Here is a 15,402-nt window from a genome sequence, read left to right on the forward strand (position 1 = left end):
AATAGCCGTCAGATCCGACCATTGGCCGAGGCTTCGTTGGCGCAGAGCATTGCTCAGGACCTCCTGTTTGTCAAGAGATCTGCGGGCTTGGAAATTTAAATGTCCGGACTCTTGACAAACTGTGGGATGATTCGGCTGCATTCATGGCCAACAGGGGAGACGGGACGCTCGCCTGGCTTCGAGATCGCAACCGGCAGCGGGTCATCGGGGTCCTGCGGGAGCAGGGCCGCGCCAGCCAGGCCGAGATCGCCAGGGCGACCGGTCTTTCGCGCACGACCGTCTCCACCCTGGTGGCGGAGCTCAAGGCTTCCGGGCGCATCTCCGACGTCGACGTCAAGGCTTCGGATTCGCGCGGCGGGCGGCCGGCCGTGCAGCTCGTCCTGCAGGACTCATCGCAAGCGGTCGTCGGGATCGACTTCGGGCACAGCCACGTCCAGGTCGCGGTGGCCGACCTCGCTCACAACGTGCTGGCGGAGGCTCAGTGCGATCTCGACGTCAATCGGCGGGCGATCGAATCGCTCGACACCTCGGCCCGCATGGTCGGCGAGGTGCTGGCGCGGGCGGGAGTCGAGCGCAGGAACGTGATCGGCGCGGGGATCGGAATCCCGGGCCCGGTGGACCGCGCGCGCGGCACGGCCGGCTCGGCGACCATCCTCCCGGACTGGGTCGGCCTTCGGATCGCCACCGAGATGCAGGTCCGCCTTGGGTTGCCGGTTCAGATCGAGAACGACGCCAACCTGGGCGCGCTGGCCGAGCTGACCTGGGGTGCCGGCCGCCATTGCTCGAACTTCGCCTACGTCAAGGCCGCCACCGGCATCGGCGCCGGGATCGTGATCGATGGCTGGCTGCTGCGGGGCGCGTCGGGGACCGCGGGCGAGATCGGCCACACCACGCTCGACGAGGATGGGGCACTTTGCTATTGCGGCAATCGCGGCTGTCTTGAAACCGTGGCGTCGGGGCCGGCGATCATCCAGCTGGTCGGGCGCGGCTGGGGTGACAACCTGAGTCTGCCAAGGGTCATCGAGCTGGCGGCGGAGGGAGACCTGCGCTGCCAGCGTGCCATCTCCGACGCCGGCCGGGAGATCGGCGTCGCGGTGGCTGGGCTCTGCAATCTCATCAACCCGGAACGCGTGATCGTCGGGGGTTTGCTCAGCCGCGCCGGTGAGGTCCTGCTGCGCCCGCTGCGTGAGTCCATACGGCGCCACGCGGTCCAGGCCGCGGCGGAGAGGCTTGAGGTCCTCCCAGCCGTGTTCGTCGAACGGGCAGAGCTGCTGGGGTCCGTGGCGCTGGCGCTGCGGGGCTCCCGCGCGCGCATGGCGGAGAGGTGAGCTGGAACCGATGAATTTCCACGCCGCGGCCGGAGTTCTGTAGGCAACCGATGCAGCTGGCCGCCGCTTTATTCGGGATCGCCCTCGTCGCCGTCGTGCTCCGCGACGCCTTCGAGACCGTCATCCTGCCTCGGCGCGTGGCGGGCCGGGTGCGCGTGTCGAAGATCTTCTACCAGCTCACCTGGAAGCCGTGGGCGGCGGTGGGGCGCCGCATGTCAGCCGGCGACCGGCGCGAGACCTTCCTGAGCACCTACGGTCCGATCTCTCTGCTCTTCCTGATCATCCTGTGGGGGGCGATCCTCATCACCGGCTTCGCGCTGCTGCTGTGGTCGGCCGGATTCGACGCCCGGCTCAACGGCACGACGAGCCTCTACGTCAGCGGGACGACCTTCACGACGCTCGGCATCGGCGACTTCTCGCCGAAGACCGACCTCGCGCGGTTCCTGACCGTCGTCGAGGCCGGCATGGGCTTCGCCTTTCTCGCGGTCGTCATCTCGTACCTGCCCGTCCTCTATCAGGCGTTCTCCCGGCGCGAAACCGCCATCTCGATGCTCGACGAATACGCCGGCTCACCGCCCAGCGCCGGCGACCTGCTGCGCCGCGCCGCCGCGGCGGGCGAGACCGATGAGCTGCGACCGCTGATGGCGCGGTGGGAGGAGTGGACCGCGGAGCTCCTCGAGAGCCATCTTTCCTACCAGGTCCTCGGCTACTTCCGGTCGCAGCACGAGAACCAATCGTGGGTTGCGGCACTGACCGCGATCATGGATTTCGCCACGCTGTGGCAGGCGGCCAAGGCGCATGGGAAGACGTGGCAGGCGCGGCGCGTATACGCGATCGGCCGTCACGCCCTCGGCGACCTGAGCCAGGTCCTACGCGCGGCGCCGAGGTTCAACGCCCCAGACCGCTTGTCCGAAGCCCAGCTCGTCGCCCTCCACGAAGCGCTGGCCAGTGCCGGCATCGAGGTGGACCCCGGTGTTTTCCGGGAGCGCCTGAACAGCCTCCGCAAGGGCTACGAGCCCTACGCTGTCGCCCTCAGCCACGAGCTCCTGATGGACCTCCCTCCTTGGATTCCGCTCGTCGCCCGGAAGGACAACTGGGAGACGACGGCGTGGGAGGGCGCCGCGCCGGGAGAATCTCTGCACTGACCGCCCGCCTCCCAAGTCGCGGGGAGGGGGGCTGGTGAACGGGTACCTACAGCACCTTGGAAAGGAAGGACCGCGTGCGCTCGTGCTGTGGGTGTGCGAGCACGTCGCGGGGATTACCGGCTTCGACGATCACCCCGCCGTCCATGAAGACCAGGCTGTCGCCGACCTCGCGGGCAAAGCCCATCTCATGGGTCACGACGACCATGGTCATGCCGTCCCGGGCGAGGCCCCGCATGACATCGAGCACCTCGCCCACCAACTCCGGGTCCAATGCCGAGGTCGGCTCGTCGAAGAGCATCAGCTTCGGCTGCATCGCCAGCGCCCGGGCGATGGCCACGCGCTGCTGCTGGCCGCCGGAGAGCTGGTTGGGATAGGCCTGGACCTTGTCGGCGAGGCCGACGCGATCCAGCAGGCCGCGGGCCCGGGCCGCAGCCCCCTCGCGGCTTTCCCTCTTGACCCGCATCGGCGCCTCGATCACGTTCTCCAGGGCCGTCATGTGCGGGAAGAGGTTGAAACGTTGGAAGACCATGCCGATCTCGGAGCGCTTCCGGCAGACCTCGCGGTCGGGAAGCTCGTGCAGCTTGTTGCCCCGCTCGCGGTAGCCGACCAGCTCGCCGTCGACGGACAGCCGGCCGGCGTCGATCTTCTCCAGGTGGTTGATGCAGCGGAGGAACGTGCTCTTGCCCGAGCCCGAGGGCCCGATCATGCACATCACCTCCTTGGGGTGGACCTCGAGGTCGATGCCGCGCAGGACTTCCAGGCGGCCGAAGTTCTTGTAGACGGCCTCCGCCTTGACCATGGGAGTGGCGGTCATCTCACCGGCGCTCGCTGGGCCGGGAGATCGTCGCCTCCCCCGGCATGGGTCGCGGAGCATGGAAGGTGAAGAGCAGGCTCCGGAACCTCTGGAACGGCGTCGGCGGGAGCTCGCGCTGGGCGCCCCGGCCGTAGTACCGCTCCAGGTAATACTGTCCGACGGTCAGGATCGACGTCATGACCAGGTACCAGACGCTGATCACGATGAGCAGCTCGACGACGGCGAAATTCGCGCTCGAGATCTGCTGCGCCCGGGTGAAGAGCTCGGGCACGGTCGCGACAAAGGCCAGCGAGGTGGTCTTGAGCATCGAGATGGTTTCGTTGCCGGTGGGAGGGATGATCACTCGCATCGCTTGAGGCAGGACGATGCGTTGCATCACCTGCAGGCGTGTCATGCCCAGCGCCTGGGCGGCCTCGGTCTGACCGTGTTCGACCGAGATGATGCCGGCGCGGACGATCTCGGCCATGTAAGCGGCCTCGTTGAAGCCGAGACCGAAGACCGCGGCCATGAATGGCGTCACCAGCACATTGGTGCTCACCTGCCACAGGAGCGGGAAGCCTGGGATGCCCACGCCGACGTGGGGAAGCACGAGGGCGAGGTTGAACCAGAAGAAGATCTGGACCAGCACCGGGGTGCCGCGAAAGAACCAGATGTAGAACCAGCTCACCCATGAGACCACCGGGTTGGGCGAAAGCCGCATCACGGCCAGGACGACCCCCAGGACGATGCCGATGACCATGGCGAGGACCGTCAGCTCCAGGGTGATGAGGATGCCCTCGCGGATGAGCCGCTGCACGAGGTATGTCCCCACCACGTTCCAATTCAGGTTGGGCGCCGTGACCATCGTGTAGACGACGTCGGCGGTGATCGCCAGGACCGCCGCCGCCGCCACCCACCGCCAGGGGTGACGGACCGGGACCGCCTTGATCGCCTCCGGCCGCCGTCCAGCTGTCGGGCCGTGGAGCGGCGGGCCGGTGGCGATCTCGGTCATTTAGTTGGCATTCGCTGAATCCAGCTGGTCGGGGACCTTGACTCTGACGACCTCAGTACGAAGGCACGCAGCTGGGGCCGATGGAGTTGTTGTTGTTGAGCGCCACATCCGAGCTGGCGATGGCGCCGTCATCGACGCCCCAGGTCTTGAGGATGTTGGCGTAGTAGCCGTTGTTGTCGATCAGGTACTTGACGGCGTCCGTGATGGGCTTCTCCAGCGGGCTGCCCTTGACCACGGCGATGCCGTAGGGCGAGACGCTGCACGCCTGGCCGGCGATCTTCAGCTTGCCATTGGACTGCTTCACCTGGTAGTCGGCGACGGGCTGGTCGAGCCAGCCGAAGTCGGCACGGCCGGAGAGCAGCGCTGAGTTGGCCTCGGTCTGGGTGGCAAAGCTGAGCACGTTGATGGGCTGCTTGCCTGCCGCCTGGCAGTTGTCCTTGTCACCTGAGATCGCGGTGCCGCCGACCTGCTTGCCCATGTAGCCCCAGGCATCGGACTCCTCGGTCGTCCCTGACTCCACCGCGACGTTGTGGCCGCACATGTCGGCGGCCGTGCTGATCGTCGGCCCGCCAACCTTGGCCAGCCAGGATTCGCCGGCCTTGTAATAGGTGATGAAGTCGATGCCGCCAGTCTCCCGCGCCTGAGTTGGGGTCCAGCTTGAGATGCTGAGGACGTAGCGCGGCTTGTCCCCACCGGCGACCTCGCTCGGCGTGCTGGCCTTGAGCTGGGCGATGATGTCGTCAAAGGTCACGTTGTTGAAGGTGCAGGCGACGCCCATGACCTTGCAGATGGCGTTGCCGAAGTCGATGTCCCAGCCCGTGATGGCGCCGGTTTCCGGGTTGACGAACTCATTGGGTGCGTACGTGGCGTCGACGGCGATCTGGAACGGCGCCAGGGCCTTCATCTCCGCGGGCACCTCGCTAGCGATGCTGTCGACTTTGGCGGGGCCGCCCGAGGTCGCCGGGGTCGTCGCCGGCGCGCCGCCGCAGGCGGTCAGCATGATCGTGGCCGCGAGCGCCAACAGGGGTTTACGTGGGTTCATCGCTTACCTCTCCTTCGCAGCACTTTCTGGAATCGGCCGAATTGTAAGCCGCGTCATCTACGGTCTGCTGACGAGGACTTGAGGTCGGGTTGCCTATGATCGTGAACGACGATGGGTAGGCGGACCTGGTTGGTGCTGGCCGGCGTGGCGGTGCTCGGCTCCCAGGCGGGACACCTGCTCGCCTATCAGCTCCGCTTTGGAGCGGCGGCGCAGCAGTTGCAGAGCGCGGGCGTCCACGCTTACTTCCCGGCGCTGGCCAAGACCAGCCTCGGCGTGCTTGGGTCGGCTCTCGTCGCCGGTCTTTTCATGATCGGCCTCGCTCGAATCCTGAGCGGCCGGCCGGCGATCCGGGGCGCGGGGCCGTCATGCCTGCGGCTGCTGGCCGCGCTTTACACGGTGCAGCTCGCCTTGTTCGCCGGCCAGGAGGCCGGCGAGGCCATGGCGGCCGGCGCGCCCGTCGCTTCCGCCGCTCATCTCATCCTGTGGGGGACTCTGGGCCAGCTTCCCGTCGCGGCCGTCGCCGCCATGGCTCTGTGGTGGCTGCTGGCGCGCTTCGAGTCGGCGGTGAGCGAAATCAGAGTTGCTTTCCGCATCGCGCCGCCCGCGCACCTGGTGCTCGCGGTCGAGGTCAGCATGTGGCGGACCCCCAACGCGGCCCTCCTGCTCTCGCGCGTCGCGGGACCATCGCTCGCCAAGCGGGGGCCGCCATCCTCCTTGCGTTTCAGCTCGAACTGATCGCAACGCGCCCTCGCGCGCGCATTTAAAAGGAGGAAGTCGTGAACCGTACGCGGATTGGCATCGTCATCGGCGTGCTCGTCGTCTTTGCCGCCGCCGGCGGATATCTGATCTTTGGCGGCCACCAAGCCCCGAGCGAGCACCGCACCTTTGATGTGACCGTCACCGGGGCCAGGGCCATGTCGCCAAGCCACCTCTCAGCTCATCAGAACGACACGATCACCATCAACCTCAAAAGCGACATCGACGGGGAGGTGCATCTCCACGGCTACGACCTCCACTTCGACACCAGGGCCGGCGAGACGGTCAGCCACACGTTCAAAGCCGGCACCACATGCACCTGCGACATCGAGTGGGAGAGCACCGGCACGCCCCTCGGCACGCTGGTGGTGAGCCCCTGATGCTCGCCACCGGAATCCTTCTCCACGGCTTCGGCGTGCGCTATGACCTGCCCATCTCGCTTGCCCTCTACCTGTACGCCGCCGCCGGCGTGGTGGTCATCTCGTTCGTGCTGGTCGTCCTGTTCGCGGGCGACCAGGTCGGCTCGAAAGCTCTCCGGTACCCCCGCCGCGCGCTGCCGTTCCTGCTCCCGATCGCGCGCTCCGCCTGGCCGCGCGCCCTCGGTGGCCTGATCGGAGTGGCGGCCCTGCTGGCGATCATCGTCAGCGGGTGGCTGGGCTCGAAGGACCCCACCCGCAACCCCGCCGAGTACCTGACCTGGATCTACTTCTGGTCGGCGACGTTCATCCTTTCCGGGCTCGTCGGCAACCTGTGGGCCCTGCTCAACCCGTGGGCCGCGATCTACGACGGCCTCCGGTTGGCGCGGCTCAAACCGGTATGGAAGCTGCCGGAGATCGGCGTGTGGCCGGCCGCGGCCGCCTACTTCTCGTTCGCCTGCCTGGAGCTCACCAGCGGCATGGCCAACCGGCCATGGCTGGTCGCCGCCGTGGCGGTGATCTACTCGGGGGCGACCCTGGCCGGGATGATCCTGTTCGGCCGCGACCAGTGGCTCGAGCACGGCGAAGGCTTCACCGTGCTCTTCAGCATCGTCGGCCGGTTCGGTCCCGTCGAGACCGAACGCGACGGATCGGGCGGCGTCGCGATGGTCTGGCTCCGACCGTGGGGGGTGGGACTGCTCAAGCCGTCACCCACCGGTTGGGACCGCGTCGTCTTCGTCATCCTGATGCTCAGCACCCTCGCCTTCGACGGCATCATCGCCACGCCCGCCTGGCAGGATTTCACGATCACGCTGGAGCCGATCTGGGTGCCCCTGGGCGCATTCGGCTTCTTCTTCGTCCGCACGCTGGGGCTGCTGCTCCTGACGAGCGCATTTCTTCTCGTCTTCATCGCGTTCATGGAGCTGGTCGTCTACTTCGGCAGCCGCAAGGTCGACCTGAAGGCGACCGTCTCCGCTTTTGCCCTCACTCTGGTGCCGATCGCGCTCGTGTACAACGCGGCGCACAACTACAGCTACGTGATGGTGCAGTCGCAGGGCCTGATCCCCCTGCTCAACGACCCGCTCGCCCGGGGCTGGCACCTGTGGCCGGCCGTCGCGAACCTGAAACCCAGCTTCGCGTTCGCCCAGGCCTCGACCGTCTGGTATGCGCAGGTGATTCTGATCGTCCTCGGGCACGTGGTCGCCGTGTATCTCTCGCACCTGCGTGCGGGTGAGCGGTTCCGCACCGCTCAGCGCGCGCTGCTGAGCCAGTACCCCATGCTGCTGCTGATGGTCATGTACACGATGACGAGCCTGTGGATCCTCGCCCAGCCCATCACCCGGGAATCGTGATGCTGAATCGCCCCCCGGGAGAACCCACCAAGCCGATGCGCTAGGCGCGGGGAGAGGACTAGGGTGAGGGCGTGGTGAGCTGGCCGCTCGATCCCACCGTCGACGCGGGCCTCATCGCCCTCTTCCTGGGCCACGCGTGGCTCGCGAGCCGCGTCGCCGATACGCGGCCCAAGCACACCTTCTACTTCGGCCTCGGCCTCATCACCTTGTGGGTCGCGCTGGAGACGCCGATCGACGTCCTCAGCGACCACTATCTGGACAGCGTCCACATGCTGCAGCACGTGCTGCTCGGCTTTGTCGCGCCGCCGCTCATGCTCCTGGGGCTGTCGGGCGAGATGGTGGCGCGCCTCGTGCGCGTGCCCGGGGTCCGCGGCGTGACCGAGCCGGTGCCGGCCCAGCTCATCGCCGGCCTGGTGATGATCGCCTGGCATGTGCCGCCGCTCTACGAAGCCACGCTCCACTCGGAGTCGCTCCACGTCGTCGAGCACCTGATGTTCATCGCCGCCGGGGCCGCGATGTACTGGCCGATCCTCGAAGCGACCTCGGCCCAGGCACGCTGGCCACTGTCGCCCGGCGCCAAGCTCGTCTACATGCTGGTCGCGACGCTGCCTCAGGACGGGGTCGCCCTCGTCTTCATCTTTTCACGCGCCCCCTTCTACGACTTCTACACCCACGTGCCGAGGCTCATCCCGTCGCTCACCCCGCTCATCGACCAGACCATCGCGGGCGCCGTGCTGATGACCCTGGGCAAGGCCACCTTGGCGGTCGCCGCCATGGCCGTCTTCTTCCGCTGGTTCAGCGTCGAGCACCGTGAGGACATGGCGCGGCCGGCGAAAACCGGATCCTCGATCCGAGGCTAAAATCGCGGAGAAGTGGGGTGCTTGGGGGCGCGCAGGGCGCACACTGACGAACGGCGATGAAGTACTACGAGAGCATTCTCGACATCGTCGGCAACACCCCCCTGGTGCGGCTGCACAAGGTCACCCAGGGCCTCAAGCCCCTCGTCCTGGCCAAGCTCGAACAGCTCAACCCGGGCGGCAGTGTCAAGGACCGGATCGGGTTGACCATGATCGAAGAGGCCGAGCGCAGCGGCCTGCTCCGGCCCGGCGGCACCATCATCGAGCCGACCTCCGGCAACACGGGCCACGGTCTCGCCATGGTGGCCGCGATCAAGGGCTACAAGATGATCTTCGTCATGCCGGACAAGATGTCGGCGGAGAAGATCAGCCTCCTGAAGGCCTACGGCGCTGAGGTCGTCGTGTGCCCGACCAACGTCGAGCGCTCGTCGCCGCAGTCCTACTACTCGGTGGCGGACCGGCTCGCGCGCGAGGTCCCCGGCGCTTTCCAACCCAACCAGTACTTCAACCCGCGCAACCCCGAGGCCCACTACCGCACGACCGGGCCGGAGATCTGGCAGCAGACCGAGGGTCGCGTCGGCGTTTTCGTCGCCGGCATGGGGACGGGCGGCACGATCAGCGGCGTGGCGAAATATCTGAAGGAGCAAAAACCATCGGTCCACGTGGTCGGCGCCGACCCTGAGGGCTCCCTGTACTCCGGGCCGATCGCGCCCTACAAGGTGGAGGGCGTCGGCGAGGACTTCATGCCCGGGACGATGGACATCAAGATCGTCGACCAGATCGTCCAGGTCACCGACAAGCAGTCGTTCGTGGCGGCGCGGCGGCTGGCGCGCGAGGAAGGGATCCTGGTCGGCGGCTCGTCGGGCCTGGCGCTGCACGGCGCGCTCGAGGTGGCGCGTGAGCGAGGCCCGGACGACGTCATCGTCGTGCTCTTCCCGGACACCGGCCGCAACTACCTGAGCAAGTTCTTCAACGACGAGTGGATGCGCCAGAACGGCTACCTGGCGCGGCTGGGCGCGGTGCGCATTCGCGAAGTCCTGGCCGCACATCCGCAGGGACTGCCGGCGCTGGTGACCGTGCAGTCGGGGCGGTCCGTGGGCGAGGCCATTGACCTGATGCAGCAGTACGGCATCTCGCAGCTGCCGGTGGTCGAGGAGTCCAACGGCCAGGGCGTAGTCGGCACGCTGCAGGAGCGCACGCTGCTGGATCGCGTGTACCGTGACCCGGGCGTGGTCACGACCGCCGTTTCCGCCGCCATGGACGCACCCCTCAGCCAGGTGGGCGTCGATTCGTCGCTGGACGACGCTTTCGAACCGCTGTTGCGCGGCGAGCAGGCGGTGCTGGTCGTCGAGGCGGGGCAGCCGGTGGCCGTGATCACGCGCGCCGACCTGCTCGAGTTCGTCGCCCACCGCGGCCAGGGCTGATCTTGGGGAGCGACGGCGACGGCAAGGATGCTTGGGGGTTTGCCACGCGTGCGCTGCACATCGGCCAGGGGCCTGACCCGGCCACCGGCGCGGTCGTCCAGCCGATCCACCTGGCGACGACCTACGCGCAGCAGGGGGTAGGCCGCCACCGGGGTTTCGAGTACTCGCGCTCCGGCAACCCGACCCGGCAGGCGCTGGAGGAGTGCCTGGCCGGGCTGGAGGACGCCAAGCATTGCCTCGCCTTCTCGTCCGGGCTGGGCGCCGAGACCACGCTGCTGCTCCTGCTCAGCCCAGGCGACCACGTGGTCTACATGGAAGACGTTTACGGCGGCACCTTCCGGCTCTTCGACAAGGTGATGAAGCGCTACGGCCTCAGCTTCAGCGCCGTCGATGCCGGCGACATCGAAGCCGTCGAACGCTCGATGACGCCGGCGACGCGGTTGGTGTGGCTGGAGTCACCGAGCAATCCGCTCCTTCGCGTGGTGGACATCGATGCGGTGAGCGAGGTCGCGCACAGCCACGGTGCGATGGTTGGCGTCGACAACACCTTCGCGACGCCCTACCTGCAGCAGCCGCTGCACCTCGGCGCGGACCTGGTCGTCCACAGCTCGACCAAATACATCGGTGGGCACAGCGATGTCGTGGGCGGCGCGGTCATGACCGACAACGACGAACTGGAGGAGCGGCTGCGATTCCACCAGAACGCGGTCGGCGCCGTGCCCTCGCCGTTTGACTGCTGGCTGTTGCTGCGCGGCATCAAAACGCTGGCGCTGCGGGTCGAGCGTCAGAGCCAGAACGCGATGGAGATCGCCGGCGCCCTCGCGGCGAATAGGTCGGTCGTCCGCGTGCATTACCCGGGCTTGGAATCGCACCCTAATCGCGCGGTCGCCGCGCGTCAGATGCGGATGTTCGGCGGCATGGTGAGCTTTGAGGTCGCGGACGAGGCGACGGCATTCCGGACGCTCGAGCGGCTCAAGCTGTTCGCGCTGGCCGAGTCGCTGGGGGCGGTCGAATCGCTGGCCGAGCATCCCGCGCGCATGACGCATGCGTCGATGCCGCCCAGTGAGCGAGAGCGGGCGGGCGTGGGCGATGGGCTGATCCGGCTGTCGGTCGGCGTTGAGGACGTTGCCGACCTGATCGCGGACCTGGAGTCCGCCCTGTCCGGCCGCGCGACGTAGCGCCGTTTCCGCATACGATTTCCGCGTTGCCATCACCTGATCTGCCCAGCCGCACGCTTTACCAGGGCCGCGACCGAGCGGCCGCGCGCTCCTTTCTGCACGCCATCGGGCTGAGCGCCGAGGACATCGGCAAACCATTTGTGGGCGTCTCGAACTGCTGGCTCGAGACGATGCCGTGCAACTTCGGGCTGCGCGAGCTTGCCGTCCCGCTGAAGGTCGGCATTCGCGCCGCGGGCGCGAACCCGATGGAGTTCAACACGATCGCGATCTCGGACGGCATCACGATGGGGACGGAGGGCATGAAGACCTCGCTGGTGAGCCGGGAGGTCATCGCCGATTCGATCGAGCTCGTGGCGCGCGGGCACATGTTCGATGCCCTCTGCTGCCTGTGCGCGTGCGACAAGACGATCCCGGCATCCGCGATCGCCCTGGCGCGGCTCGACCGGCCGGGGATGGTGCTGTACGGCGGCTCGATCATGCCCGGCCGCTTTCGCGGGCGGGATGTCGCGGTCGGGGATGTTTACGAAGCGATCGGCGCCGCCGCCGCGGGCAAGATCGGCGACGCCGACCTGGCGGAGCTCGAAGCGGTGGCGTGCCCGGGCGCGGGCGCGTGCGGCGGTCAGTACACCGCGAACACGATGTCGATGGTCATGGAGGTGATCGGTCTTTCACCGGTCGGCTTCAACTCGATCCCCGCCACCGATCCCGGCAAGCACCGCGCGGCGGAGAGCATGGGCCGCTTCGCGCTGAACGCCCTCGAGCAGGACCTGCGGCCGTCGCGGATCCTCACGCGACGCGCGTTTGACAACGCGATCGCCGCGGTGGCCGCGAGCGGCGGCTCGACGAACGCGGTGCTGCACCTGCTGGCGCTGGCCCGCGAGGCGGGGGTCGACCTGGCGATCGACGACATCGACCGCATCAGCCGGCGCACCCCGTTGCTGTGCGACCTGAAGCCGGGCGGCCGCTTCGCCGCGGTCGAGCTGCATCGGGCCGGCGGCATCGCCCTGCTCACGCGGCGCCTGCTGGACGGCGGCTACGTCGACGGCGACGCGCTGACGGTCACCGGCCGGTCGCTGGGCGAGGAATGCGAGGCGGTGACGGAGACGGTCGGGCAGGAGGTGGTCGCCCCGCTGAGCCGCCCTCTGCGTGATGAGGGCGGGCTGGTCGTGCTGCGCGGGAACCTGGGGCCGGACGGGGCGGTGGTCAAAGTCACGCAGCACACGCCGAGGACGCACCGCGGCCCGGCCCGCGTGTTCAACCGGGAGGAGGACGCTTTCGCGGCGGTTTCGGCCGGCCGGATCAAGCCGGGGGACGTCGTCGTCATCCGTTACGAGGGACCGCGGGGCGGGCCCGGCATGCGGGAGATGCTGCTGGTGACGGCGGCCATCGTCGGCGAGGGCCTGGGCGAATCGGTGGCGATGGTCACCGACGGCCGGTTTTCGGGCGCGACCCGCGGCCTGATGATCGGGCATGTCGCGCCGGAGGCGGCGGTGGGCGGGCCGCTGGCCGCGTTGCAGGACGGCGATGTGATCGAAATCGACGTCGAGAGCCGCCGCCTGGCGGTGGTCGAGGTCGACATCGAAGCCCGGCTGAAGGGATGGTCGCCGCCCGAGCCGCACTACCGCAAGGGCGTGCTCGCGCGTTACGCACTGCTGGTCGGCTCGGCGTCCGAAGGGGCGATGCTCAAGCCGTAGCCCGGCCTTAACCGGCTGGATTGCGGCCGGCTTTTTCCTGTGATTCATTACCCCCAGGCGTGCCGGTTGGGGGTGGGGCCGGCGAGGGGAGGGGGTGGGCCCTCGGCCTGGTCCGTCTGAGCGGCGGGGCGGTTATCTGGCCGCCGGCAGCCAGGCCGGACGCCGGGTTTCGAACGCATCGATGTCCGGCGCGTGCCGCTCGACCAGCGCGATATTGTCCAGCCCGCGCAGCATGCAGTCCCGCGCGAACGGGTCGATGTCGAACCGGTACGCCACGCCTTCGCTGCGAACCTCCCGCGCCTCGAGGTCGACTGTGATCTCCGCCGAGGGGTCCTCCGATGCCAGGTCGATCAGGTGTCGCACCTGGCTCTCCGGCAGCGTCACGGCGAGCAAACCCGTCTTGTAGCAGTTGCCGCGAAAGATGTCGGCGAAGCTCGGCGCGATGATCGCCCGGTAGCCGGCGTCCCGGATCGCCCACGGCGCGTGCTCGCGCGACGACCCGCAGCCGAAGTTGGCGCCGGTCACCAGGATCGACGCTCCCGCATGCTCCGGGCGGTCCAGCACGAAATCACCGGCCGCCCGCCAGTCGTAAAACAGGAACGGACCGTAACCCGTCCGCTCGATCCGCTTCAGAAATTGCTTGGGCACGATCTGGTCGGTGTCCACGTCGGCGCGGTCGAGCGGCGCCATCCGTCCACGGATCCGAACCACCGGCTCCATCGCTAGAGCAGCTCCCGCACGTCGACCAGGTGCCCGGTCACCGCCGCCGCCGCCGCCATCGGCGGGCTCATGAGGTGGGTTCGCCCACCCGTGCCCTGGCGGCCTTCGAAGTTGCGATTGCTGGTGGAGGCGCATCGCTCGCCAGGCGCCAGGATGTCCGGGTTCATGCCGAGGCACATCGAGCAGCCGGCGTTGCGCCACTCGAAGCCGGCGGCCTTGAAAATGAGGTCCAGTCCTTCGTCTTCGGCCGCTCGCTTCACCGACGCCGAGCCCGGGACGACCATCGCTCGCACCTTCGGGTGCACACGCCGCCCCTTGATCACGCGCGCCGCCGTGCGCAGGTCCTCCAGCCGCCCATTGGTGCAGGAGCCGATGAACACCCGGTCGACGGAGATGTCCGCCAGGGCCGTCCCCGGCCGGAGGTCCATGTAACGCAATGCCCGCTCATCGGTTTCCGATCTGGGCGCCGGCACCCTGCCCGTCACCGGAGCCACCTGGGCGGGGTTGGTCCCCCACGTCACGTGCGGCTCCAGCCGCGTCGCATCGACGGTGATCTCCTCGTCGAACGTCGCCTCGCCGTCTGTGGGCAGCGACCGCCACCAATCAAGGGCGGCTTCCCAGGCGGCTCCCTTCGGAGCGTGCGGGCGCCGCTCGAGATAGCTGAAGGTCGTGGCATCCGGCGCGACCATCCCCGCCTTCGCGCCCCACTCGATGCTCATGTTGCACACCGTCATGCGGCCCTCCAGGCTCAGGCCTCGAATCGTCGAGCCGCGGTATTCGACCAGGTAACCCTGACCTTCCGAGGTGCCGGTGCGGCCGATGAGGCTCAGCACCACGTCCTTGGCCGTGACCCCGATCGGCAGTTCGCCCTCCACCGTCACGGCGAGATCCCGCGGGCGCTTTTGCGGCAGGCACTGGGTGGCGAGGACCAGCTCGACCTCCGACGTGCCGATGCCGAATGCCAGCGCCCCGAACGCGCCGTGGGTGGAGGTGTGCGAGTCGCCACACACGATCAGCATCCCGGGCTGCGTCAAGCCCAGCTCGGGCCCGATGACGTGCACGATGCCCTGCCGCCGGCTGCCGATCTGGTGCAGCGGAATCCCCTCGCGCCGGCAGTTCTCGGCCAGGACCTCCATCTGCTTCCGCGACAGCTCGTCCGCGGCTCGGACCCCGCCCCGGGTCGGGACGTTGTGGTCCATGGTCGCCACGGTCAGATCGGGCCGCCGGACCTTCCGGCCGGCCAGCCGCAGGCCCTCGAACGCCTGCGGCGAGGTGACCTCGTGGACCAGGTGCAGGTCGACGTACAGGAGGTCGGGCTCGCCCGTCGCCGAGCGCACGACATGTGCGTCCCACAGCTTCTGGCCGAGGGTCTTTCCTCTCCCTCCATCGGGGGCGGGGCTGGGTTGGGGGACGGACGCTGGTGCAACCACGGGAAGCCAACTCTACCGACCCCATCAGGGCCCTGGTCGTGGCAGCCGTTCAAAAGGCGGGCCCCGGATTTTGTGTCTCAGGCACAACTGGAAGCCGGCGCCGATCGCTAACATCCATATCCACATGGTCGGCTCAGCCCGCGACTTCGTAGTCCTCCTTGGCCTCCTGGGCCTTATTGGCCTTGTCCAATCGGGGGCGCGCGCGACCTGACCCAAACCGCAAAAAAGATCGCCAAGCCCCCGACCGAAAGGCGG

14 protein-coding genes are annotated in these 15,402 nt (G+C 68.2%); 9 read left to right on the plus strand and 5 right to left on the minus strand.

Features of this window, described 5'->3' with window-relative positions:
- Nucleotides 1-143 precede the first annotated feature (143 nt).
- Entirely contained in the window at nucleotides 144-1,328 is a 1,185-nt protein-coding gene (locus tag EPN29_01315) for an ROK family transcriptional regulator (protein ID TAN34981.1), read from the plus strand.
- A gap of 50 nt (nucleotides 1,329-1,378) precedes the next feature.
- On the plus strand, nucleotides 1,379-2,473 hold the full coding sequence (locus EPN29_01320) for a two pore domain potassium channel family protein (GenBank protein TAN34982.1): 1,095 nt from the start codon (nucleotides 1,379-1,381) through the stop codon (nucleotides 2,471-2,473).
- A gap of 46 nt (nucleotides 2,474-2,519) precedes the next feature.
- Here EPN29_01320 and EPN29_01325 read toward each other — a convergent pair whose 3' ends face one another.
- The 3 genes from EPN29_01325 to EPN29_01335 are packed head-to-tail and all read right to left on the minus strand — an operon-like array spanning nucleotide 2,520 to nucleotide 5,320.
- Complete coding sequence (locus EPN29_01325) at nucleotides 2,520-3,287, minus strand: amino acid ABC transporter ATP-binding protein (GenBank protein TAN34983.1); 768 nt, start codon at nucleotides 3,285-3,287, stop codon at nucleotides 2,520-2,522.
- Between the two features lies 1 nt (nucleotide 3,288).
- Complete coding sequence (locus EPN29_01330; GenBank protein TAN34984.1) at nucleotides 3,289-4,278, minus strand: amino acid ABC transporter permease; 990 nt, start codon at nucleotides 4,276-4,278, stop codon at nucleotides 3,289-3,291.
- 52 nt (nucleotides 4,279-4,330) lie between these two features.
- Entirely contained in the window at nucleotides 4,331-5,320 is a 990-nt protein-coding gene (locus EPN29_01335; GenBank protein ID TAN34985.1) for a transporter substrate-binding domain-containing protein, read from the minus strand.
- Nucleotides 5,321-5,431: 111 nt separating this feature from the next.
- Here EPN29_01335 and EPN29_01340 point away from each other — a divergent pair, with 111 nt between their 5' ends.
- The 7 genes from EPN29_01340 to ilvD all read left to right on the plus strand — a co-directional run bounded on the left by EPN29_01340 (nucleotide 5,432) and on the right by ilvD (nucleotide 12,997).
- Nucleotides 5,432-6,055: a hypothetical protein gene (locus EPN29_01340; protein TAN34986.1), complete on the plus strand. Its 624-nt coding sequence runs from the start codon at nucleotides 5,432-5,434 to the stop codon at nucleotides 6,053-6,055.
- 41 nt (nucleotides 6,056-6,096) lie between these two features.
- Nucleotides 6,097-6,456 (plus strand): hypothetical protein, encoded by a 360-nt coding sequence (locus EPN29_01345; protein ID TAN34987.1) that lies wholly within the window; start codon nucleotides 6,097-6,099, stop codon nucleotides 6,454-6,456.
- On the plus strand, nucleotides 6,456-7,844 hold the full coding sequence (locus tag EPN29_01350; protein ID TAN34988.1) for a hypothetical protein: 1,389 nt from the start codon (nucleotides 6,456-6,458) through the stop codon (nucleotides 7,842-7,844). Before EPN29_01345 ends, EPN29_01350 begins: the two co-directional genes overlap by 1 nt.
- 71 nt (nucleotides 7,845-7,915) lie before the next feature.
- Complete coding sequence (locus EPN29_01355) at nucleotides 7,916-8,704, plus strand: cytochrome c oxidase assembly protein (protein TAN34989.1); 789 nt, start codon at nucleotides 7,916-7,918, stop codon at nucleotides 8,702-8,704.
- Between the two features lie 56 nt (nucleotides 8,705-8,760).
- Entirely contained in the window at nucleotides 8,761-10,125 is a 1,365-nt protein-coding gene (locus EPN29_01360; GenBank protein ID TAN34990.1) for a cystathionine beta-synthase, read from the plus strand.
- Nucleotides 10,126-10,127: 2 nt separating this feature from the next.
- Nucleotides 10,128-11,303, plus strand: a complete 1,176-nt coding sequence (locus EPN29_01365) for a cystathionine gamma-synthase (GenBank protein TAN34991.1) — start codon at nucleotides 10,128-10,130, stop codon at nucleotides 11,301-11,303.
- A gap of 26 nt (nucleotides 11,304-11,329) precedes the next feature.
- The gene (ilvD, locus tag EPN29_01370) at nucleotides 11,330-12,997 is read left to right on the plus strand and encodes a dihydroxy-acid dehydratase (GenBank protein ID TAN34992.1); all 1,668 of its coding nucleotides are present in this window, start codon (nucleotides 11,330-11,332) and stop codon (nucleotides 12,995-12,997) included.
- A gap of 132 nt (nucleotides 12,998-13,129) precedes the next feature.
- Here ilvD and leuD read toward each other — a convergent pair whose 3' ends face one another.
- Together leuD and leuC are read right to left on the minus strand one after the other, a co-directional pair.
- Nucleotides 13,130-13,717: a 3-isopropylmalate dehydratase small subunit gene (gene leuD / locus EPN29_01375; protein TAN34993.1), complete on the minus strand. Its 588-nt coding sequence runs from the start codon at nucleotides 13,715-13,717 to the stop codon at nucleotides 13,130-13,132.
- A gap of 2 nt (nucleotides 13,718-13,719) precedes the next feature.
- On the minus strand, nucleotides 13,720-15,147 hold the full coding sequence (gene leuC, locus EPN29_01380) for a 3-isopropylmalate dehydratase large subunit (GenBank protein TAN34994.1): 1,428 nt from the start codon (nucleotides 15,145-15,147) through the stop codon (nucleotides 13,720-13,722).
- Nucleotides 15,148-15,402 lie beyond the last annotated feature (255 nt).

This window comes from bacterium (genome assembly GCA_004299235.1).
Taxonomy (GTDB): domain Bacteria; phylum Chloroflexota; class Dormibacteria; order Dormibacterales; family Dormibacteraceae; genus SCQL01.

Coding starts and splice junctions, on each gene's coding strand:
- leuD (TAN34993.1), bottom strand. CDS start 13,717: ATGGAGCCGGTGGTTCGGATCCGTGGACGGATGGCGCCGCTCGACCGC.
- EPN29_01350 (TAN34988.1), top strand. CDS start 6,456: ATGCTCGCCACCGGAATCCTTCTCCACGGCTTCGGCGTGCGCTATGAC.
- EPN29_01330 (TAN34984.1), bottom strand. CDS start 4,278: ATGACCGAGATCGCCACCGGCCCGCCGCTCCACGGCCCGACAGCTGGA.
- EPN29_01335 (TAN34985.1), bottom strand. CDS start 5,320: ATGAACCCACGTAAACCCCTGTTGGCGCTCGCGGCCACGATCATGCTG.
- EPN29_01320 (TAN34982.1), top strand. CDS start 1,379: ATGCAGCTGGCCGCCGCTTTATTCGGGATCGCCCTCGTCGCCGTCGTG.
- EPN29_01360 (TAN34990.1), top strand. CDS start 8,761: ATGAAGTACTACGAGAGCATTCTCGACATCGTCGGCAACACCCCCCTG.
- EPN29_01340 (TAN34986.1), top strand. CDS start 5,432: ATGGGTAGGCGGACCTGGTTGGTGCTGGCCGGCGTGGCGGTGCTCGGC.
- EPN29_01325 (TAN34983.1), bottom strand. CDS start 3,287: ATGACCGCCACTCCCATGGTCAAGGCGGAGGCCGTCTACAAGAACTTC.
- EPN29_01315 (TAN34981.1), top strand. CDS start 144: ATGGCCAACAGGGGAGACGGGACGCTCGCCTGGCTTCGAGATCGCAAC.